This is a genomic window from Facklamia sp. P12937, from assembly GCF_050409505.1.
Lineage (GTDB): Bacteria > Bacillota > Bacilli > Lactobacillales > Aerococcaceae > Facklamia.
This window is the reverse complement of sequence record NZ_JBNUPI010000013.1, coordinates 15,777-37,100: the sequence shown is the minus strand read 5'-3', so window position 1 is coordinate 37,100 and position 21,324 is coordinate 15,777. Positions and strand designations below refer to the sequence as shown.

At 33.8% G+C, this 21,324-nt stretch carries 19 protein-coding genes; 9 read left to right on the top strand and 10 right to left on the bottom strand.

Annotation, left to right across the window (positions count from 1 at the left end):
* Window positions 1-2: 2 nt before the first annotated feature.
* The 10 genes from ACQV2R_RS06040 to dnaA all read right to left on the bottom strand — a co-directional run bounded on the left by ACQV2R_RS06040 (window position 3) and on the right by dnaA (window position 12,012).
* On the bottom strand, window positions 3-2,000 hold the full coding sequence (locus ACQV2R_RS06040; protein ID WP_428873051.1) for a DHH family phosphoesterase: 1,998 nt from the start codon (window positions 1,998-2,000) through the stop codon (window positions 3-5).
* Between the two features lie 122 nt (window positions 2,001-2,122).
* Window positions 2,123-2,356 carry a 30S ribosomal protein S18 gene (gene rpsR / locus ACQV2R_RS06035; protein ID WP_428873050.1) on the bottom strand — a complete coding sequence of 78 codons (234 nt, stop codon included), beginning with the start codon at window positions 2,354-2,356 and terminating at the stop codon, window positions 2,123-2,125.
* A gap of 23 nt (window positions 2,357-2,379) precedes the next feature.
* The gene (gene ssb / locus ACQV2R_RS06030) at window positions 2,380-2,892 is read right to left on the bottom strand and encodes a single-stranded DNA-binding protein (RefSeq protein WP_428873160.1); all 513 of its coding nucleotides are present in this window, start codon (window positions 2,890-2,892) and stop codon (window positions 2,380-2,382) included.
* A 36-nt stretch (window positions 2,893-2,928) separates the two neighbouring features.
* Window positions 2,929-3,228: a 30S ribosomal protein S6 gene (gene rpsF / locus ACQV2R_RS06025; protein WP_428875074.1), complete on the bottom strand. Its 300-nt coding sequence runs from the start codon at window positions 3,226-3,228 to the stop codon at window positions 2,929-2,931.
* Between the two features lie 115 nt (window positions 3,229-3,343).
* A complete protein-coding gene (gene gyrA / locus ACQV2R_RS06020; protein WP_428876492.1) occupies window positions 3,344-5,857 on the bottom strand; it encodes a DNA gyrase subunit A in 2,514 nt (837 codons plus the stop codon).
* Window positions 5,858-5,881: 24 nt separating this feature from the next.
* Entirely contained in the window at window positions 5,882-7,816 is a 1,935-nt protein-coding gene (gene gyrB / locus ACQV2R_RS06015) for a DNA topoisomerase (ATP-hydrolyzing) subunit B (RefSeq protein ID WP_428873047.1), read from the bottom strand.
* 10 nt (window positions 7,817-7,826) lie between these two features.
* Entirely contained in the window at window positions 7,827-8,936 is a 1,110-nt protein-coding gene (recF, locus tag ACQV2R_RS06010; RefSeq protein ID WP_428873046.1) for a DNA replication/repair protein RecF, read from the bottom strand.
* An 8-nt stretch (window positions 8,937-8,944) separates the two neighbouring features.
* The gene (yaaA, locus tag ACQV2R_RS06005; protein WP_428891951.1) at window positions 8,945-9,169 is read right to left on the bottom strand and encodes a S4 domain-containing protein YaaA; all 225 of its coding nucleotides are present in this window, start codon (window positions 9,167-9,169) and stop codon (window positions 8,945-8,947) included.
* Between the two features lie 195 nt (window positions 9,170-9,364).
* On the bottom strand, window positions 9,365-10,513 hold the full coding sequence (gene dnaN, locus ACQV2R_RS06000; RefSeq protein WP_428873044.1) for a DNA polymerase III subunit beta: 1,149 nt from the start codon (window positions 10,511-10,513) through the stop codon (window positions 9,365-9,367).
* Between the two features lie 158 nt (window positions 10,514-10,671).
* Window positions 10,672-12,012, bottom strand: a complete 1,341-nt coding sequence (gene dnaA / locus ACQV2R_RS05995) for a chromosomal replication initiator protein DnaA (RefSeq protein WP_428885068.1) — start codon at window positions 12,010-12,012, stop codon at window positions 10,672-10,674.
* Between the two features lie 488 nt (window positions 12,013-12,500).
* On the opposite strand from dnaA, the gene rpmH reads away from it, so the two are divergent.
* From rpmH to rsmG, 9 genes are all read left to right on the top strand, one after another.
* Window positions 12,501-12,638: a 50S ribosomal protein L34 gene (gene rpmH / locus ACQV2R_RS05990; RefSeq protein ID WP_258436956.1), complete on the top strand. Its 138-nt coding sequence runs from the start codon at window positions 12,501-12,503 to the stop codon at window positions 12,636-12,638.
* Between the two features lie 113 nt (window positions 12,639-12,751).
* The gene (gene rnpA / locus ACQV2R_RS05985; RefSeq protein WP_428873042.1) at window positions 12,752-13,132 is read left to right on the top strand and encodes a ribonuclease P protein component; all 381 of its coding nucleotides are present in this window, start codon (window positions 12,752-12,754) and stop codon (window positions 13,130-13,132) included.
* A complete protein-coding gene (gene yidC / locus ACQV2R_RS05980; protein ID WP_428873041.1) occupies window positions 13,122-13,961 on the top strand; it encodes a membrane protein insertase YidC in 840 nt (279 codons plus the stop codon). The genes rnpA and yidC overlap by 11 nt, the downstream gene beginning before the upstream one ends.
* Before the next feature lie 18 nt (window positions 13,962-13,979).
* On the top strand, window positions 13,980-14,930 hold the full coding sequence (jag, locus tag ACQV2R_RS05975; protein WP_428873040.1) for an RNA-binding cell elongation regulator Jag/EloR: 951 nt from the start codon (window positions 13,980-13,982) through the stop codon (window positions 14,928-14,930).
* Window positions 14,931-15,120: 190 nt separating this feature from the next.
* A complete protein-coding gene (locus ACQV2R_RS05970; protein WP_428891950.1) occupies window positions 15,121-16,323 on the top strand; it encodes a hypothetical protein in 1,203 nt (400 codons plus the stop codon).
* Between the two features lie 261 nt (window positions 16,324-16,584).
* A complete protein-coding gene (gene mnmE / locus ACQV2R_RS05965; protein ID WP_428891949.1) occupies window positions 16,585-17,961 on the top strand; it encodes a tRNA uridine-5-carboxymethylaminomethyl(34) synthesis GTPase MnmE in 1,377 nt (458 codons plus the stop codon).
* A gap of 10 nt (window positions 17,962-17,971) precedes the next feature.
* Window positions 17,972-18,463 carry an NUDIX hydrolase gene (locus tag ACQV2R_RS05960; protein ID WP_428873037.1) on the top strand — a complete coding sequence of 164 codons (492 nt, stop codon included), beginning with the start codon at window positions 17,972-17,974 and terminating at the stop codon, window positions 18,461-18,463.
* On the top strand, window positions 18,463-20,370 hold the full coding sequence (gene mnmG / locus ACQV2R_RS05955) for a tRNA uridine-5-carboxymethylaminomethyl(34) synthesis enzyme MnmG (RefSeq protein WP_428875080.1): 1,908 nt from the start codon (window positions 18,463-18,465) through the stop codon (window positions 20,368-20,370). The genes ACQV2R_RS05960 and mnmG overlap by 1 nt, the downstream gene beginning before the upstream one ends.
* A 221-nt stretch (window positions 20,371-20,591) precedes the next feature.
* Entirely contained in the window at window positions 20,592-21,317 is a 726-nt protein-coding gene (rsmG, locus tag ACQV2R_RS05950; RefSeq protein ID WP_428873035.1) for a 16S rRNA (guanine(527)-N(7))-methyltransferase RsmG, read from the top strand.
* Window positions 21,318-21,324: the final 7 nt, after the last annotated feature.

Below are 21,324 nucleotides of genomic sequence, written 5' to 3'. Positions count from 1 at the left end.
TTTTAGTCCTCCTTAACATTAATTACCTTAATTAATTGTTCTTCTACTTCTTGGATTGTTTGGTCTTTTATCTGTGTTGCTGCGTTAGATAAATGACCTCCACCTCCAAGCTTTTCCATAATAACTTGGACATTTATTTTACCCAAGCTTCTAGCTGAAATACCTATTTCGTTCTCATGGCGTTTATAAATAACAAATGAAGCTTCAATTTGATCAATTCCTAACAAATCATCAGCTGTTTGAGAAGCTAAGACATTGTCCACTACTATATCTTCATCCGTTACTGTTACCGCAAAGACCTTATCGATTATTTCAGTATTCTCAATCAAGCGATTTTTAATTTTAATGCTTTCTAAACTTTCTTTTAACAGATGCTTAATTTTTATATTATCTGCACCCATAGACTTTAAATATGCCGCTGCTTCAAAAGTTCTCGACCCGGTCCTTAAAGAAAATTGATTGGTATCAATAATTATACCAGCTAGCATAACTGTTGCAAGCATTTCATCAATTGCATTTTCCTTTTCATCCATCACACTAAAGTATTCCGTGAGTAATTCGACCGCTGATGAAGCCGAAGGTTCTAAATAACTTAGCACACAATTTTTGGGGAATTCTTCTGCCTGGCGATGGTGATCAATGATAACAATATCGTAGTCAAAAAAGATAGACTCAGCTTGTGAAATCATCGCTCGATGATGGTCTACCAAAATTAGTAGAGTTTTTTCATTTAAGTAGTTATCTAAATCTGCTTCTTCAATGAAAACTTCTTCATCAGACTTCTCGAAGTACTCATTATTAATAATCCCTTTTATATCTTGGTTGAGTTCATCTCTATCAATCAGAATTTTGGCTTGGCGATCAAAAGATTTTACAATTTGTCTGACAGCTAAGGCTGAACCAATTGAATCTAAGTCTGGTGACTGATGTCCACTAATTAAAATTCGATCATAAGTCAATACCGTACTTTTAAGCGCCTGGAAAAACATTTTACTGCGTATATCCGAACGGTTTTCTGTAAAACTAGTCTTTGCGCCATAGAACCTTGCTTTTCCTTCTATTTCACGAATGACAACTTGGTCTCCGCCACGACCTAGTGCTAAGTCTAGGTTGGATTTAACCTGCTTGGAAACTTCAATTATATTTTGTTGAGTATTTCGACTATAAGAAAAAGCGAGAGAAAGCGATATAGGAATTTTTCGACTGGTATAATACTCTTTAATAGCTTCAATGGATTCAAACTTTTCTTTTTCGAGTTCATTTAAAGAACTCTCATTCAACAAAAGTAGAAACTGATCTTCATCAGTTTGCTTTAAGTAAATTTGATAATGATCTGCCCAGCGATTAAGACGACTGATTAAATCAGATTCAAATTTTGCACTTGCTTCATCATCCATCGCATAAATGAGATCATCAAAATCATCTAATAATAAAGATCCCATTACTAGAATGGATTCACCGATTACTTTTTGAATTTCGATATCTTGTGTAATGTCATAAAGATAAAGTGCTTTATATTCATGATGATGTAAGGCTCGGTAATAACCATTAGTTAAAGACACTTCTTGCCATTGACTCATATTACTTTGTCCAAGAATTTGTGTCAATTTCCCATCCACTTTTTCAATTTTTTCACCAATAATATCCTGTTCAAAAATCTTCTTAATAGCTGGGTTAGTCCACGTTACTCTTTCTTCTTGATCATAGAGTATTACTCCTATTGGAGCATTATATAGGGCATATTCTTGCGCTAAAGAAGCATTTTCTGACATATGACTCGCCATCTTCGTTAAATCCTTAATAAAACCTTTAATATTAAAGGTAAAAAATAGAATGATGATACTAAGGAAAATTAGTAATAATACACCTATACGCCACTCTAATTTAAAGGCTACTCCAATTAAAACTATATAAATTAATAAAATAGAATAAATCTGCCAAGAAATTTGAAGCGAATGGAAGTAATCAAAAAATTCTTTTAGTTTTATTTTTTTAAACACAGTACACCTCGTAGTATTAATATCACTTATTTTATCATATTTAAGTGAAATGTTCTATCTACTAATTAATTACTTAATGTTTCACGTGAAACAAAAAAAACCACCCAAAGGGTGGTCAAATATTATTCTTGAACGGTAAATGGTAATAAAGCCATGATCCGTGCGCGTTTAATTGCATTAGTCAATGTACGTTGATGCTTTGCGCAAGTACCTGTTACACGACGAGGTAAAATTTTGCCTTTTTCTGAAATAAATCTTTTTAAAAGATCTGTATCTTTGTAATCAATATAATCGATATGATTAGCGCAGAAATGACAAACTTTTTTTCTACGTCTTCCTCCACGACGTTGTGCCATGCATTTTCCTCCTCTACATTATTCTAAAATGGTAGATCATCTTCAGAAATATCCACCTTCTGACTGTCACCAAATGGATTACTATTTTGACTGAAGTCTTGATTAAAACTAAAATCATTACTATTCGTTTGATTTGGTTGAGCTTTAAACTGATTCGTTTGATTTGGTTGTTTGTATGATTGATTACCATCGGAAACTGGACGTTGTTCAGTCACTGATTTTGGTTCTAATAAGTGAAAGTTACTTACAACAACTTCAGTAACATATACTCTCTGTCCTTGTTGATTATCATAACTTCTTGTTTGGATACGACCTTCGACTCCAATTTGAGAACCTTTACGGGTAAAGTTAGCTAAATTCTCAGCAGCTTTACGCCAAATCACACAATTAATAAAATCTGCTTCACGCTCACCTTGTTGATTGGTAAAACTGCGATTTACAGCTAGTGTAAAACTTCCAACTGGAGTTCCTGAAGAAGTATAGCGTAAATCAATTTCCTTGGTTAAACGCCCAACTAATTGTACGGTATTCATAATTTTCCTCCTACAAGTGTTTCACGTGAAACATAGTGATTATTCTTCTACTTTTGTAATCATATGGCGTAAGATATCACGGTTGATTCGTGCTAGACGATCGAACTCGTTGATCCCTTTAGCATCATCAGCGGTTAAAGTAATTAAGTGGTAAACACCTTCACGATAATCGTTGATCTCGTATGCTAAACGTTTCTTAGCCCAGTCTTTTGATTCGACAACTTCTGATCCTTGATCGACTAAGATTTGATCGAAACGAGCAATTAATTCTTTCTTTGCTTCGTCGGTCATATCTGGACGAATAATATAAAGGATTTCATATTTAGTTGGTTGACTCATGACTGCACCTCCTTTTGGTCTAATGGCTCCATAGAGCAAGGAGTTAAGCTATTAAGCTATTAACTCACATTTAATAATTTTATCACTCTATTTTTAAGAAATCAATCTAATTTTTCTATTCCTCTGAATTTTCTATTGAATTATCAGATTCCGACATATCTTCTTCTGTATTTTCTTCATTTTTTTCAATGACAACAATTTTATCAACGATAGAATCATCATCTAATCGAATAACCTTAACTCCCAAGGTATCTCTTGAAGCGGTTGAAATCGAATCGATATGAACACGAATGACGACTCCTTCATTGGTCATGATTAGTAAATCTTCATCACCATCAACAGTGACTAAACCAGCTAATTTACCACTCTTTTGAGAGATATTAGATGTTTTTACACCTTTACCGCCTCGGTTTTTAATAGCATATTGGTTAGATTCAGTTCGCTTACTGTAACCATTTTCTGTCACTACAAGAACTTGCTTATCATCATCTAAAATAGCAGCACCAATAACATAATCTCCTGAACGGAGTCTCATACCTCTGACACCTGAGGCTGTCCGACCCATATCACGGACATCATTTTCATTAAAGCTAACGGCATAACCATTATTAGAACCAATGATAATATTTTTTTGTCCATCAGTAATTAATACATTCACTAACTGATCATTTTCTCTTAATTTAATAGCAATTAAACCATTGGTACGAATGTTATAGTATTCACTTACTAAAGTACGCTTAACAGTCCCATTTTTAGTAACAAACAAGAGATGAGTGTCTTCATCATCAGCTTCTCTACGAATATTAACTATATCTCTTACATACTCTTCTTTATCTAAGTTTAAGAGGTTAATAATAGGTAAGCCCTTCGAAGTTCTTCCATATTGAGGTATATCGTAACCCTTAGCGCGATAAACCTTACCAAAATTAGTGAAAAAGAGGAGGGTATCATGGGTGGAGGCAGAAACTAAGCTTTGAATGGAATCCTCGTCACTCACTCCCATTCCTTTAACCCCTCTACCACCTCGATTTTGAACACGGAACTCATCTTCAGTCATACGCTTAATATAACCAGAAGTGGTTAAAGCAATCAAAATATCTTCCTCATCAATTAAATCTTCATCTTCAAGAGACTGAATTTCACCCAATTTGATTTCAGTTCTTCTTGGATCATTATATTTCTTAAGTATTTCTCTTAATTCATCATGAATAATTTCATAAATTCTTTCTTGAGAAGAAAGTATTTCAGTCAAGCGAACAATCAATTCTTGTAAATCTTTTAGCTCGGCATCGATTTTTTCTCGTTCTAATCCAGTTAAGCGAACCAATCGCATATCTAAAATAGATTGTGCTTGAATTTGCGAAAATTCAAAACGATTAATCAATTCTTGTTTAGCTGTTTCTGAATCGTGGGAAGAACGAATAATAGCAATAATCTCATCAATGACATCTAAGGCTTTTTGTAGACCTTGTAAGATGTGAGCCCGATCTTCTGCTTTTCCTTTTTCAAATTTAGTCCGTCGCGTAATCACTTCAACTTGATGGGCTAAATATTTTTCAAGAATTTCTTTTAAATTTAGTATTTTAGGAACTCCGAAATCAATCGCTAGCATATTAATACCAAAGTTAGTCTGTAAAGGAGTATGTTTATATAAGTTATTTAGAATAACATGAGCAGAAGCGTCTCGACGTGCTTCAACTACAATCCGCATACCTTCACGACCAGACTCATCAGCAATATAGGAGATACCATCAATTCGCTTATCACGACCCAATTCAGCAATTCTTTCAACTAATTTAGCTTTATTTACACCATAAGGTAATTCTTTAATAATAATTCGCTCACGGTCTTGATTATTACCAAAGTATTCAATTTCAACTTTACCGCGAATTGTGATTTTTCCTTTACCTGTCCGATAAGCTTGGCGAATACCTGATTTTCCAACAATAATTCCACCAGTAGGAAAATCAGGACCCGGTAAAGCTTCCATCAATTCATCCACAGTCGCTTCTGGATTACGCATAAGAATTTGTAAAGCGTCAATGACTTCTTCTAAATTATGCGGTGGTATATTGGTTGTCATACCAACTGCAATACCAGAAACTCCATTAACTAAAAGGTTAGGGAAACGACTTGGTAATACAACCGGTTCTTTTTCTTCTTGAGAATAATTTTCTTGGAAATCAATTGTATCTTTATTAATATCTCTTAACATTTCTAGAGTGATTTTAGCCATTCTAGCTTCAGTATACCGCATTGCAGCTGCACCATCACCATCGACTGAACCAAAGTTACCGTGGCCATCAACTAACATTTGGCGGTAGGAGAAGGGTTGCGCCATCCTTACCATGGCTTCATAGATTGCAGAGTCACCGTGAGGGTGATACTTACCCATAACATCCCCAACAATTCTGGCTGACTTCTTATGTGGTTTATCAGGTGTAACACCTAATTCATTCATACCATATAGAATACGACGATGAACAGGTTTTAATCCATCACGAACATCTGGTAGGGCTCTTGCGACAATTACTGACATAGCATAGTCCAAAAATGAATTACGCATTTCATCAGGTAAATTGATTTCTTCAAAAGATTGTTTGCTAACATCAAAATGATCTTCCGTCATGACTAACTCCTTTCAAGGGTAATTCTATACATCCAAGTTACGTACATAGACTGCATTTGTTTCAATAAAGACACGACGGGGTTCTACTTCTTCTCCCATCAACATAGACATCACTGCATCCGCTTCTACTGCATCATCAACAGTTACTCGCTGCATCCGACGATTTTCAGGATTCATAGTTGTTTCCCAAAGTTGATCTTCATTCATTTCTCCAAGACCCTTATACCTTTGTAATGAATACTTAGTATTTGGATTTTCTTTTTCCCATTGGAGTAATTGCTCATGTGTATCTAAATAAATCTCTTTTTTACCAACTTTTAATTTATAGAGTGGCGGAAGTGCAATATAAACATAACCTGCATCAATCAAAGGACGCATATAGCGGAAAATAAGCGTTAATAATAACGTACGAATATGCGCACCATCGACATCTGCATCGGTCATAATGATTAGTTTATGATAACGGGCTTTGCTCACATCAAATTCTGCTCCAAAACCAGTGCCCATGGCAGTAAATAACGAGCGAATTTCAATGTTACTCAATATACGCTCCATTGAGGCCTTTTCAACATTTAAGATTTTCCCTCTAATTGGTAAAATAGCCTGATACATTCTTGAACGGCCTTGTTTAGCCGAACCACCTGCTGAATCTCCCTCGACAATAAATAGTTCGCATTTTTCTGCGTCTTTAGAAGAACAATCCGCTAATTTACCAGGTAAGTTTGCGATTTCTAAACCGGATTTACGACGGGTCATCTCCCTAGCTCGCTTGGCAGCCATTCGTGCTTTTGAAGCTAGAATTCCTTTATCTAAAATCAAACGTGCAACTTTAGGATTTTCCAATAAAAATGTTTCAAAATGTTGAGAGAAAAGGCGATCTGTTACAGTTCGTACTTCAGAATTCCCTAATTTTGTCTTAGTTTGACCTTCAAATTGAGGATCTGGATGTTTAACCGAAATAACAGCTGTCAGACCTTCACGAGTATCCTCTCCAGATAAGTTATCATCACCATCTTTAAGTAAGTTATTTTTACGACCATAGTCATTAATAACCCGTGTTAAAGCTGTTTTAAAACCTGATTCATGTGTTCCTCCTTCATAAGTGTGAATATTATTAGCAAAAGACAGTAAATTTAATTGGTAAGCATCTGTATATTGTAGAGCGATTTCAACAGCAATACCATCTTGTTCACCTTCAATATAGATAGGTTCATCAAAAATTAATCCCTTGTCTTCATTAAGATAAGAAACGTATGATTTAATTCCACCATCAAATAAATAACTATCATCAGCTTCGCGATCCATCCGTCGATCTTGTAAAGAAATGCGTAAACCTTTATTTAAGAAAGCTAGCTCATGGATACGCTCATTTAATATTTCATACTTAAAATCCGTTGTTTCGGTAAAGATTGACGGATCCGGTACAAAATTAACTTTAGTACCTGTTTCCGTTGCTTCTCCAACCACCTTTAACTCAGATACAATAGCTCCTCTTTCAAACTTAATTTGATGAACTTTTCCATTACGTGAAACCTCCACCGATAGTTCGCTTGATAAAGCATTCACAACAGAGGCTCCTACACCATGGAGACCACCTGAAACTTTATAACCGCCACCACCAAACTTGCCACCCGCATGCAAAACGGTGTAAACCGTTTCAACAGCAGGTCTGCCTGTTTTAGATTGAATATCGATCGGGATTCCACGACCATCATCTGTTACCGAAATAGAACCATTCGCTTCTATGACTACTTCAATTTGACTACAATAGCCAGCTAAAGCTTCATCAATAGAATTATCAACAATTTCCCAAACTAAATGATGTAATCCAGTACTCGCAGTAGATCCAATATACATTCCTGGTCGTTTACGGACAGCTTCCAATCCTTCTAATACTTGGATTTGTTCAGCATCATATTGGGGTTGAGTTACATTTTTCTTGTCGTTATTTTCTGCCATTTGTATCCTCCTATTGAACTTTACCTTTACTTATATGTCTTATTGAAGAATTTTTTAGCTCTTGAATATGAATATTTTCAATACTAGCTGTGGTTAAAATTGTTTGAACTTTCCCTTCGATTTTACTCATCAAAATAAATTGACGATGATCATCTAACTCGGACAGAACATCATCTAATAAAAGAACTGGATAATCTTGATCAATTGTATAAAATAAATCCAATTCAGCTAACTTTAAACTAAGAACAACTGTTCGTTGTTGGCCTTGTGAGGCAAATTGCTGAGCTGAATTTCCATTAATATTAAAAATTAAATCGTCTCGATGAGGTCCATATATGGTAGCTCCTTGATGGATTTCCCTTTGAATAGACAATTTGAACAATTCACTCATTTGATCTTTAATTAAATCAATCTTCTCATAATCAAGTTTAGAAGAGGAAGACTTATAGACCATTGATAAGCTATCTCTTTCATTAGAAAGTTCATAATGAATCGGGTGAGCCATTGCTTCTAAATCTTTAACAAATTGCAAACGATATTTAATTACTTGGCTTCCTGCATCAATTAGCTGATCAGTTAAGATGTCTAAATAAACTGGATCATAAGTATGTTTTTCACGCGCTTGCTTTAAATAAGCATTTCTTTGTTTAAGTAAGCGATGATATTCTAATAAATTTTGTAGGTAGATGGGATGGGTTTGACCGAGTTCTGTATCTAAAAACTTTCTTCTTAGACTTGGAGACCCCTTAACTAATTGCATGTCTTCGGGAGAAAAGAGGATAACATTTAATTTACCTATAAATTGAGAAAGTCTCTTTTGATCGAGGTGATTGTATTTAGCAATCTTACCCTTATCATTTAATATGATTTCTAAAGGAAATTGAGAGTTTTTAGTGGTTATTTGGCCGACTATCTTTGCATAATCTTCTTCCCAACTAATCATTTCTTGATCATGATTGGTTCGATGACTCTTAGCCAAAGACAACAAAAAAATGGCCTCAAGGATGTTAGTTTTTCCTTGGGCATTTTCACCAGCTAAAATAGTTAGACCGTCATGAAAATCAATCGAAAGCTCTTTATAGTTCCTAAAATTGGTTAAATTTAGTTCTTTTATTTTCATAAGCTATCTTATTGATCTACGACATCTACTATTAATTCATTCTGAACAAACTCCACACGGTCTCCAGGATATAATTTTTTTCCTCGTCGATTTTCTGATTCGCCATTTAAATAGACAGTAAATTCACCTAAGTACCATTTAGCCATTCCACCACTGGATATTAAATCTACTATTTTTAATAATTGGCCGAGTGTTACATGGTCACTATCTATTTTGACTTTTTTATGTTCCATTTGGCCACCTCATTAGTAATTTATTAGATTCATTATACTACTAAATAGCTTAAATCTCAAATTTTTGGCGAAAAAATGCCATTTTAAATAAATTTGACCTTCAGAGTATAAAAAGCTTATTTAAGTTAAATTAGTCTTAAATGCTAAATAATGGCAAAAAATAAGCAGGTCGTTTATTAGACCCGCTAAAAAGTTTTAATGTGTACGAACTGGTGTTAATAATTGCAGTAAATCATTGTGGGGTAATTCACTCTTTACACTTGGTGTTATAAGCATTGGACGAACTGCTGAATTAAATTGAATGGTAATTTCTATATCGCCAAAAGATCTTAAAGCTTCTTTCATATAGTCAGGGTTGAATGAAATCTGAAGCTCTTCACCATTTGAGGAAACAAATTGAATTTCTTCTGCCACATTCCCTATTTCATTTCCTTTTACAAATAACTCGATATGGTCTGTTTGAATATCTAATTGGACAATATTATTTTTTCCTTCATGTGACATTAAAGAGGCCCGTTCAATTGCTTGCAGAAAATCAGCCGCATTTAAGACGATTTCTGTTTCAGATGAATTAGGAATTAACCGATCAGTAGCAGGGTAATTACCCTCCAGTAAGCGTGAATAAATTGTTATGTTTTCGAAAGTAAAAATAATTTGTTGATTCGATATAGTCATCATTAAATCAGCATTATCAGGAACTATTCTAGCCAATTCAATCATTGTTTTTTTAGGAACAGTGATTGCTTCTAAATGATGCGAATTCTCAGTTAATTTTAAAGGAATTTCTCTTTGGCTTAAACGATGGCTATCTGTTGCCACTCCCACTAAGTAATCTTTTTCTAGCATTAAGTGAAGTCCTGTTAAAATTGGACGTGATTCTTGATTAGAAGCTGCAAAAATAGTCTGATGAATCATATTTTTAAAAGTAAGTGTTGGAAGTTGAATTTGATGATCTAGGTCAATAATAGGCAAACGAGGATACTCATTTCCATCAATACCAACAATTTGGAATTTTGCATTACCAGATTGAATAGTTGCTTTAAATTGATCATCTACACTCACTATTACCTCATCTTGTGGTAATTTTTTAATAATTTCATTTAATAAACGTGCAGGTAATACAATTTGGCCTGTTTCTTCAATTTGTAAATTAGCTAAGGGTTCATCAACTGAAATATGACTTTCGATAGATATATCAGCATCGCTACCTATTAAAGTCATTCCATTACTATCTAAAGATAATTTAATTCCATATAGAATGTTAATGGTTGTTTTAGAAGGAATAGCTCTTTGAACATTATTTATTTGTTGAGTAAAAGCAGATCGGTTAATTGTAAATTTCATAATTTTCTCCTTTATAAATAATTATTATATATCTAAGTAATAATAGTAGGGCTTGTTGATAGAGTGTATAAGTGATAAAGAGTTCTACAAACTAGGCTTTAGCATTGTTGATGACTATGTGTAAAGATGATTTTTTACAGTAGACTTATCCACATTCTTTATTCTAGCATCTGTTTGATTGTTGCAATTTCATGTTTGAGGGTAGTATTACTTTTAAGATCTTCAGAGATTTTTTCATAAGCATGGATAACCGTCGTATGGTTTTTATTACCGAAAGCTTCACCAATTTTAGGAAAAGATAGTTCTGTTAATTCACGTGTAAGATACATAGCAATTTGACGAGCAGTAACGATTTCTTTGTTCCTTTTCTTTCCTTTAATTTGTTCAGTGGATATTTTATAAAATTGACTACAAGTAGAAATGATAGATTCGGCATCAATCACCTTTTCTTTTTGCTCTCCAAAAATAGAAGAGAGAGCTTCTGCGGCTAAATGACTTGTAATTTCTTTGCCCTCTATAGCTGCATAGGCAAAAACTCTCATTAAAGCTCCTTCTAATTCACGTATGTTTGTATCTACATTATTAGCGATATATGTGAGAGTTTCAGAATCAATATCCAATCGATTATTTGCAGCCTTTTTTCTAAGGATAGCGATACGAGTTTCCAAATCAGGAGGGGTAATGTCGGTTGATAATCCCCATTTGAATCGTGAAATAAGCCTTTCCTCGAGATTATCAATATTATTTGGTAAACGGTCTGAAGTTAAAATAATTTGTTTATTATTATTATAAAGTTCGTTAAAGGTATGGAAAAATTCTTCTTGAGTGGCATCTTTTTTCGATAAAAATTGAATATCATCGATCAATAAGACATCTATTTCACGATACATTTCCCTAAATTTTTTTTGAGAACCGTTTTGAATACTGGTAATAAAATCATTAACAAAAGATTCACTGGTTGCATATTTAATTTTAGTAGAAGGGTTTTTACGTAGGATATCGTTACCTATAGCTTGCATTAAATGAGTTTTTCCTAAACCTACACCACCATAAATTAAAAAGGGATTGTAAGTTTTTCCTGGACCATCACTCACTGCCAGGGCAGCTCCTGCAGCCATTTTATTATCTTCACCAATCACAAAGTTTTCAAAGGTATAAGAAGGATTTAATTTTGAGTCAGAAAAGCTTGGAAGACTATCTGTCTCTCCTTGCTTATCAATCGATTTCGAAAGCATGGGTTCATTTTGATTGCTTTGATAAATTATAAATTGAGGTTCATATTCAATACCATATCGTTCACGACTATATTGCAATATATAGTTTACCAAATGATTTTCCCAATATTTTTTAGTCATCGGATTAGGAACTGCAATCGTAATTGATTGATTACCAATTCGAGTAGGGATTGAAGGTTCAACCCAGGATCGATAGGAAGAAGTGGACAGGATTTCTTTTAAATAATCTTGAACTCCTTGCCAAAAAAGATCTTTTTCATCCATTCATTTCACCTCGAATAAGTTAATATAGTTAAGATTATTGTATCATATTTAGAGTTTTCCACAAGTTGAGAATGTGTAAAAAGCTCTATCCACATACTCACATTTAAGTTATCCACATGTGAATTAAATGTGTGGATAAAAAAATAGTTTAGTAAACATTAAGTAGATTTGTGCAAAAGAAAAAAATAACAATTCCTATGCCATCAACTTCCTTAAAGGTTTAAATAATGTTTTCAACAGAGTTTGTGGATAAAATAATATTTATTGACAAGCTTAGAAAATGTGGATAATTTTATCCTCTAGTTTGTTAAAAGAAGTTTATTTTTTTAGGGTTTGTTTAAAAACTGTGGATAAGTTGTTGACAATTGTTAAGATTTTACATCGATTGAGATATTTAATAGAATATTAAAAAACACTTGACTTTAAAGTAGTCATTCTTATAAACTATTCTAGTATTGTTTATATTTAGCAACAAGGAGGTGTATTGCATGACTAAGAGAACATACCAACCTAAAAAACGTCAACGTAGTAAAGAACACGGTTTTCGTAAACGCATGTCAACAAAAAATGGACGTCGTGTATTAAGCAAGCGCCGCTTAAAAGGACGCAAAAAGTTAACTGCATAATTTTGAGGCTTCCAAGTGAGGCCTTTTTTTTATAAAATAAAGAGAGAGATTCCAATTATTCTTATTTTTGATATAATATTATGAGGACTCTAAAACATCGGAGTGATAGTCTAATGAAAAAAGAATATCGAGTAAAAAGTGATAAGGATTTTCAAAGAGTCTTTCATCAAGGAAACTCTACAGCAAACCGTCAACTGGTTATTTATACCTATTCAAAACCAGGTCAAAAACATTTTCGTGTCGGTTTGTCAGTAAGTAAAAAGTTAGGTAATGCAGTTTTTAGAAATCAAATAAAACGCTATTTAAGACAAGCCTTGCATGAGGTGGAAGATATGGTTATTCCTGAAGTTGATTTTCTATTGATTGCTCGTAAGGATATTTGTGATAAGGATTTAAAGCAAATAAAGAAATCGATTATTCACGTTATGAAGAAAGCTAAAATTATCCAACCATTATTTAAACTAGAAAAATCTGGAGGTCGTAATGAGCAATAAAAAAGTAAATAAAATTTTAAAACTTTCACTGCTATTAGCTATTGTAGTGGTATTATCTGCTTGTGCAAATATTAATGAACCGATTACTAACGATTCATCAAATCTTTTGGATCAATTTGTTCTCTATCCCTTCTCTCAATTTATTGTTTGGCTAAGTGGTTTAATGGGTCATAATTTTGGTTTAGGTATTATTAGTTTAACCCTTTTAATTCGTCTTTTGCTAACCCCTTTGACATTAATGCAGATGAAATCTCAAAATAAAATAATGGAGTTACAACCGGAAATTCAAGCCATTAAAGCTAAGTACCCTCATAAAGATCGTCACTCAATGGAATTACTTCAAGCTGAGCAACAAGAATTGTTTGATGAAAAAGGAGTTAATCAATTCGCAGGTTGCTTACCAACTTTAATTCAATTACCAATTTTGATGGCCTTGTATCAAGTGATTTCGCGAACAGAGCTTATAAGACAAGGACAGTTTTTTTGGGTTGATTTAGGACAACCAGACCCTTACTTTATTTTCCCTCTTTTAGCGGCTCTATTCACATTTTTATCTACTTACCTAAGTAGTAAAGCAAATCCTCAACAAAATGTTTCAATGAAAATTATGATGATAACTATGCCAATTATGATTTTCTCTATATCTTTTGCTTTACCTAGTGCAGTTTCACTTTATTGGTTTATATCGAATTTAATTACTGTAATTATTATTTTAATTTTTAACAATCCATATAAAATGATTAAAGAACGCCAAGAACGCATTGCTCATGAAAAAGAAAAAGAGCGTCAATTGCGTAAGGCCTTGAAAAAAGTTAAAAGTCGTAAATAAATTAAAAGGAGTGATGATATGTTAGATCATAATATGACTGTTAGGGCTGAAAATGTCGAATTAGCTATTGAAAAAGGGTTAAAACAATTGCGAATTAGTCGAGAAGAAGCCGATATCCGTATTATAAGTGAAGGAAAAAAAGGTTTCTTTGGCTTCGGTAAGCAAGAAGCAGTAGTTCATATTGAAGCTAAGACTGATCTATCATTAAAAGAATTAACCAATCAATTAGAAAAAAAAGTTGGAATGGAACATAAGGATAAAACAGGTCAAAAACATAAAGAAACAGTAAATAAAACTAAAGATTATATCCGTCAAAATAATCAAAAACATAGTGAGCCTGTTAAAGAAGAGGTTCACGATCCAAAAAAAACTGACAATGTTGTTTTAGAAAAAGAATCTTCCATTGAAAAACAAGCAGAAGATAAAAAATCTGAAACAGTCGAGCCAAAAGTGAGTGAAAAAGTTTCAAATGAAAACCAAACGTCTGAAACAGAGGTTGCACAAAGTGAATCTACAATAGAAGAAGAGTATCAAGCGGCTTGCCATTACCTCGAAGAAGTTATTCGTTTATATGGTGCAGAATCGCACATTGAATACGAATTAAGAGGTAATCAGTTAGTTTTTAATATCGAAACAGACAAATCAGGTTTAGTCATTGGTAAACATGGAAAAATTATCAATTCCTTACAGACTTTAGTTCAGGTTTTATTGCATAGACGTGATCGTAAACGAATCTCAGTTTTATTAAATGTTGGGGATTACCGTGACCGTCGTTTAAATGTGCTTGAACAAATGGCAGAAAGAACTGCTGAGCAAGTTTTAACTACCAAACAAACAGTCATCCTAGATCCGTTACCTGCTTATGAACGCAAACAAATTCATGCTTATCTTGGACAATATGAGCATATTGCAACCCACTCTGAAGGTAAAGATCCTAATCGATATTTAGTGGTAGATTACGTCCCATAATATTAATTACGTCCCTAAGCTCTGCTTAGGGATTTTTTCTCTCAAACCTTTTTTATAAATGTTTAGTCATAATTGAAAATTATCATGAATAAATCAATGGACTTATTTTTAAAACGAAGCATTAGTAAAATTATATTAGAAGGTTATAAAAATTATGATATAATATAGCTTGTTTTAGGAGGTGACGGATTTGAGTCTGTCTGGCAGAAAGATATTTTGGCTTTTGTTAATTGTTATTACTTTATCAGCTTGTAAACAAGAACCTATGATTAAATTGAGTAAAGAAAACCAAATGAAGATAGAGAAGAAACAAGCAGAAAATAAAGAAACACAGCTAGATCAAATAAATAATAAGAAAGCCAATACATCCGACCAAGTAGTTATTGATCCTAACTCGTGGATTAAAGAAGGAGAAGATGTAAACTATAATTTAGAAAATTTTCTTCCTTATAATGCTAATCAAGTAAAAATCCTTTCCAATGGTAAAACTAGCTATGTTGAATATATGGATCAAACAAGCCAACAGATGCAAGTGAGAGAGACGCTAGCTGATGAAAAAACCATTGAACTCTATCGTTGGAATACTGAAGTGATTGAACTATACGGAAAATTTGAAAAAGAGCATCGATTTACTAATTATTTAAAAAACTCAATAGAAGCTAATCAATTAGAAAAAGGTCTAATCATTTTACAATCTCCTTTAAAAGTAGGAACTGAATGGTTATATGACGGTAACATTCCTTCAAAAATCGTCGGCTTATATAAAGAAGTGAATATCGGTGATCAAATCTATCAAGAAGTGATTGAAGTTGTGACTCAATTTGAAGAGGGCGAAAGACATCAGCTATTTGCTGCTAATAAAGGGATTATTGCTCAATGGCAAGAAAATAAAGAGGAATATTATCTTGCAGAATCGATTACAGATAATGTAATGTTAGTAAGCAAAATGGATTGGTACATGCCTCGATCTTCAACAGAAGAACCTTTTATTCAAAAAGAGACAGTTGACTTTGCCTGGCAAACAAACGATACCCTAGCAACAGCTTTTCAGCGCTTTTATTACGATAACCAATGGATTACTCCCGAAATACAAGTGGTTGATATTTATGAGTCCAATGGAATTGCCCATCTCAATTTTTCAAGTGGTGTCGTTGCTAGTTTAAACCGACATCCAGCAGGTGAAAAAGCGGTAGCAATTGCCATGATGGTGAATATTGCTGACTATTACTCTGTTAATCAAGTGAGTTTAGAAGTGTTTGGAAATGGTATGCTACTCAATGCCATTTCTTATCCTCCTAATGGAATTCATCAAATAGATCCCAAATGGGTCAAGCAAGAAGATAGTAGTAATACGCAAACGCCTTTGAGTAGTGAAGAATTAACCTTAGAATAAGTGAAGATCACCATTCTTAATTAGAGGAATGGTGTTTTTATTAAGGCAAATGTTTTGGAGAGCTTATGTTAAAAAAAAGCTAGACACTCTCTTTTAAATATAATTTAGCTAAACAGTTTCACACCTATCTTGCAAGAAGAATAACGATTTGATACAATTACTACGATAAATAGACAGGCAGTCAAAGTGCTTTCGAATGACCTAAAAAACTTAGGTATCTTTCGTTGAGCACTTTTTTTATGATTAAAGGGGGTATTAAGTATGTATATTTTAGACACAATTGCAGCTATCTCAACCGCAATTGGCGAGGGAGCTATTGGAATAGTACGTATGAGTGGTCCGGATGCTTTGCCAATAATAAAAAAAATATTTAAAGGCAAAGACTTGAGTCAGGTTGAAAGTCATACCATCCATTATGGTCATATAGTAGATAAGGATCAAAAAGTCTTAGATGAAGTAATGGTCACTATCTTAAAAGGACCAAAAACCTATACACGTGAAGACATAGTAGAAATTAATTGTCATGGTGGTATCGTAGCTATGCAGCGAATCCTGGAAAGTTGTTTATTAGAAGGTGCGCGCATGGCTGAACCAGGTGAATTTACAAAGCGCGCCTTTCTAAATGGTCGCATTGATTTGTCACAAGCAGAAGCTTTGATGGATTTAATTCAAGCTAAAACAGGTAAAGCTATGGACGCTTCTCTAAACCAATTAAAAGGAACCCTATCTCAGCAAATTAGACAATTGCGCCAAGAAATGCTTGAAAGTTTAGCTCAAATTGAAGTAACGATTGATTATCCAGAATATGATGATGTTGAAGAGATGTCTAGTCAAACTCTTATAGAAACATCACAATATGTAAAAAATAAAATAAATCAAATTTTGAAAAAAGCTCAAAATAGCCGTCTTTTCCGTGAAGGAATACGAACAGCTATTATAGGTAAACCAAATGTTGGTAAGTCGAGTTTACTAAATTACTTAACTGGATTTGACAAAGCAATCGTGACTGATATCGCTGGAACAACTCGAGATACTATTGAAGAATACATCAATGTCAAAGGCGTCCCCCTACATTTAATCGATACAGCAGGCATTCGCCAAACTGATGAATTGGTAGAGCAAATTGGTGTGGCTAAAAGTCGTAAAATTATGGAAGAATCTGATTTAGTTATTTTGATTTTAAATCAATCTGAAGCTTTGACAGAAATTGACAAAGAACTTTTATCTTTGACAAAGGATCAAAAGCGAATCATTTTATTAAATAAAACCGATTTGCCGAGTCAAATTGATTTTACAAAGTTGACAAATGTAGTAAATAAAGAGGAAATCATCCCAATTTCAATCTTAAAAGATCAAGGATTAAATCTACTAGAAGAAAGAATTGAAAATTTGTTTTATACGGGAAATTTAGAGTCGAATGATATTAATTATTTACTTAATTCACGTCATACTAATTTACTAAAGCAAGCAATTCAAGCGCTTGACGAAGTTGTGAATGCTTGTCAAGCAGACGTACCTGTTGATTTGGTACAAATAGATTTTACTAGAGCCTGGGATCTTTTGGGCGAAATAACAGGTGATAGCGTACAAGATGAATTATTAGATAAGTTATTTAGTCAATTCTGTTTAGGAAAGTAGGAAAGCTATAATGCAACAATTATCTACAATTTGTTATCTGGATAATGGAAAACAGTTATTATTGCTCCACCGTAATAAAAGAGAAAATGATATCCATGGAGGAAAATGGGTTAGCGTCGGTGGAAAATTTGAAGCAGGAGAAAGTCCTCAAGAGTGTGCAATTCGTGAAATTTATGAAGAAACGGGTCTAAGGGCCAAAAGCTTAATCCCCTTAGGTTTCATAACTTTTCCAGATTTTACCCATGATGATAGAGATTGGTATTCTTTTGTCTATAGAGTGACAGATTTTGAAGGAGACCTATTAAAGGACTGTGACGAAGGGACTTTAGAGTGGGTGGATTATGACGATGTCTTGGACAAACCAATTTGGGAAGGGGATTATCTCTTTTTACAATGGGTCTTAGAAAACAAACCTTATTTTTGGGCTAAATTTGCTTATGATAAAAAGGGTGACTTAATCGACCATCAGGTTGAATTTATGAAAAACAGAGGTGAAATATAATGCAAACATATGAAGCGGGTCAATATGATGTAATTGTTGTAGGAGCCGGGCATGCAGGTTCGGAAGCAGCTTTAGCTTCAGCTCGACTAGGTGCTCAAACACTTTTAATTACGATGAATCTAGAAATGGTAGCCTTTATGCCATGTAATCCATCAATTGGTGGACCTGCTAAGGGGGTCGTTGTACGTGAAATTGATGCACTGGGTGGAGAAATGGGACGTAATATAGATAGGACTTATATCCAAATGCGTCTTTTAAACACCGGTAAAGGACCAGCAGTTCAAGCACTCAGAGCTCAAGCTGATAAGCAACATTACTCCAATACAATGAAGCAAGTCTTAGAAGAAACAGATAATTTAGACCTCAAACAAGGACTTGTTGAAAGACTTTTAATTGAAGAAAATCAATGTCGCGGTATTATTACCAATTCGGGGGCTATTTATCGTGCTAAATCTGTAGTTCTAACGGCAGGTACTTCTTCACGAGGAAAAATTATTATTGGAGATTTAGCCTATTCTTCCGGTCCTAATAACACCCTACCTTCTGTTAAACTGTCTGAACATTTAATGGAATTAGGGATTGAATTAACTCGTTTTAAAACTGGAACACCTCCACGAGTGCATTATGACTCAGTCCATTTTGACAAAACAGAAGAACAGCCTGGCGATATTAAAGCGAATCATTTTTCTTATTTGACAGATGATAAAGATTATTTGCAAGATCAAATATCTTGTTGGTTGACACATACCAATGGTCAAACGCATAATATAATTAGAAATAATTTGCATAAAGCACCTATGTTTTCGGGAATAGTTGAAGGAGTAGGGGCTAGGTATTGCCCATCAATAGAAGACAAAATAGTTCGTTTTAGTGACAAACCACGCCATCAAGTGTTTATCGAACCTGAAGGTCGTAATACTAAAGAAATGTATGTCCAAGGCTTGTCAACTTCTTTACCAGAAGATGTCCAACTAGAGATGCTCCATTCAGTAGAAGGTTTAGAAGAAGCAAAATTGATGCGAGCAGGGTATGCTATTGAATATGATGTAGTGGTACCCCATCAATTAACGCTATCCTTAGAAGTGCGAGATTTACCTGGCTTATTCACTGCCGGTCAAATGAATGGAACGAGTGGTTATGAAGAAGCAGCAGGACAAGGAATTGTTGCAGGAATCAATGCTTGCCATAAGGCTTTTGACAAAGACCCTTTTATTATAACGCGTTCAGAAGGCTACATTGGTGTTATGATTGATGACCTTGTAACAAAAGGAACGACTGAACCTTATCGTTTGCTAACTTCTCGGGCTGAATACCGTTTATTACTACGTCATGATAATGCAGATTTCCGTTTGACAGAAAAAGCCTATAAAATTGGATTGGTGGATGAAGCACGTTATCAGCATTTTAAAACGAAAGAAGCTGCTGTAAAAGCAGAACTTGATCGCTTAGCGTCTATTCGTATTAAGCCAAGTACAGAGGGTTTAACAGAGTATTTTGAAAGAATCAATTCAACGCCACTTAAAGATGGAATTTTAGCTAGTGAACTTTTAAAAAGACCGGAAATTAAATATTTTGAATTGATTAAAGCTTTACCTATTTTAACGACTGAAGTTAATCGACAAGTAGGAGAACAAGTTGAAATTCAAATCAAATATGCAGGCTACATTAATAAAGCTAACCATAAGGTCGATCGTGTTAAAGCTATGGAAGAAAAAATAATTCCTGAAAACCTAGATTACGATGCAGTGGATAGCTTAGCAACTGAAGCAAGAGAAAGATTAAAATTAATTCGACCTTCTAACATTGGACAGGCTAGTCGAATTTCAGGTGTCAATCCGGCTGATATTGCCATTCTTTCAATCTATATTCAACAGGGTAAAATTGCAAAAATTGAATCTCATCAATAATCAACTAAAAATCACCAAAAAGATAAAGATCTTCTTCTCAATTAGCAAGCTAATTAAGAAGGGATCTTTTTAAAATGAAAAAAACAGATACTATAAATTTAAGTAATTTAATTATCTTTCGAAATTTATTGAAGGATAGATGTTGCTATTGAGTAGTTATTTTAGTAAAGTAAAGTTGCTGTGAAACATTGTTTCACAATTACTAAAATGAGAGGGATTATATGGAAGAAAATCAGTTTAAAAAGAAATTGCAAGATCAAGGATTATCAATTAGTCCCGATCAACTACTACAGTTTTCCACTTATTATCAGTGGTTAATTGAATGGAATCAAAAAGTTAATCTGACAGCTATTACTGATAAAGAAGGAGTTTATCTTAAACACTTCTATGATTCTTTAATGCCGCTGTGGCATTTACCTTTAGCGAACTATTATTTGAAGATGTGTGATGTAGGAGCGGGAGCAGGTTTTCCAAGCTTACCAATCAAAATTATTCATCCTGAAATTGAACTGACGATTATCGATTCTTTAAATAAACGTATTCAGTTTTTAAAAGATTTAAGTTCCAATTTAAAACTTGAACAAATAGAGTTTCTCCATGGCAGGGCTGAAGATGTGGGCCAAGATTCAAATTATCGTGGACAATTTGATTTAGTGACTGCTCGGGCAGTAGCTCCTTTAAATGTTTTAGCTGAGTACTGTCTTCCTTTACTAAAAAAAGGTGGAAAATTTATAGTTTTAAAAGGCAGCCATGAACAAACAAATACGGAATTAAAAGAAGCTGAAAAGGCGATTAAAACATTAGGAGCAAAGTTAGAACAAGTGGTGCAAACTTATCTGCCTGAAGATGAAGGTGAGAGAACACTATTATTAATAGAAAAAACATTAGATACTCCCAATAAATACCCGCGTAAAGCAGGTAAGCCAAGCAAACAGCCTATAAAATAAAAGGAGG

What these genes read in the sequence shown, in the direction of transcription:
- rnpA (WP_428873042.1), top strand. Translation starts at nt 12,752, where the DNA reads ATGAAAAAAGAATATCGAGTAAAAAGTGATAAGGATTTTCAAAGAGTC.
- yaaA (WP_428891951.1), bottom strand. Translation starts at nt 9,169, where the DNA reads ATGGAACATAAAAAAGTCAAAATAGATAGTGACCATGTAACACTCGGC.
- mnmE (WP_428891949.1), top strand. Translation starts at nt 16,585, where the DNA reads ATGTATATTTTAGACACAATTGCAGCTATCTCAACCGCAATTGGCGAG.
- mnmG (WP_428875080.1), top strand. Translation starts at nt 18,463, where the DNA reads ATGCAAACATATGAAGCGGGTCAATATGATGTAATTGTTGTAGGAGCC.
- gyrA (WP_428876492.1), bottom strand. Translation starts at nt 5,857, where the DNA reads ATGACGGAAGATCATTTTGATGTTAGCAAACAATCTTTTGAAGAAATC.
- rpsF (WP_428875074.1), bottom strand. Translation starts at nt 3,228, where the DNA reads ATGAGTCAACCAACTAAATATGAAATCCTTTATATTATTCGTCCAGAT.
- rpsR (WP_428873050.1), bottom strand. Translation starts at nt 2,356, where the DNA reads ATGGCACAACGTCGTGGAGGAAGACGTAGAAAAAAAGTTTGTCATTTC.
- jag (WP_428873040.1), top strand. Translation starts at nt 13,980, where the DNA reads ATGTTAGATCATAATATGACTGTTAGGGCTGAAAATGTCGAATTAGCT.
- gyrB (WP_428873047.1), bottom strand. Translation starts at nt 7,816, where the DNA reads ATGGCAGAAAATAACGACAAGAAAAATGTAACTCAACCCCAATATGAT.
- yidC (WP_428873041.1), top strand. Translation starts at nt 13,122, where the DNA reads ATGAGCAATAAAAAAGTAAATAAAATTTTAAAACTTTCACTGCTATTA.
- recF (WP_428873046.1), bottom strand. Translation starts at nt 8,936, where the DNA reads ATGAAAATAAAAGAACTAAATTTAACCAATTTTAGGAACTATAAAGAG.
- rpmH (WP_258436956.1), top strand. Translation starts at nt 12,501, where the DNA reads ATGACTAAGAGAACATACCAACCTAAAAAACGTCAACGTAGTAAAGAA.
- dnaN (WP_428873044.1), bottom strand. Translation starts at nt 10,513, where the DNA reads ATGAAATTTACAATTAACCGATCTGCTTTTACTCAACAAATAAATAAT.
- rsmG (WP_428873035.1), top strand. Translation starts at nt 20,592, where the DNA reads ATGGAAGAAAATCAGTTTAAAAAGAAATTGCAAGATCAAGGATTATCA.
- dnaA (WP_428885068.1), bottom strand. Translation starts at nt 12,012, where the DNA reads ATGGATGAAAAAGATCTTTTTTGGCAAGGAGTTCAAGATTATTTAAAA.
- ACQV2R_RS05960 (WP_428873037.1), top strand. Translation starts at nt 17,972, where the DNA reads ATGCAACAATTATCTACAATTTGTTATCTGGATAATGGAAAACAGTTA.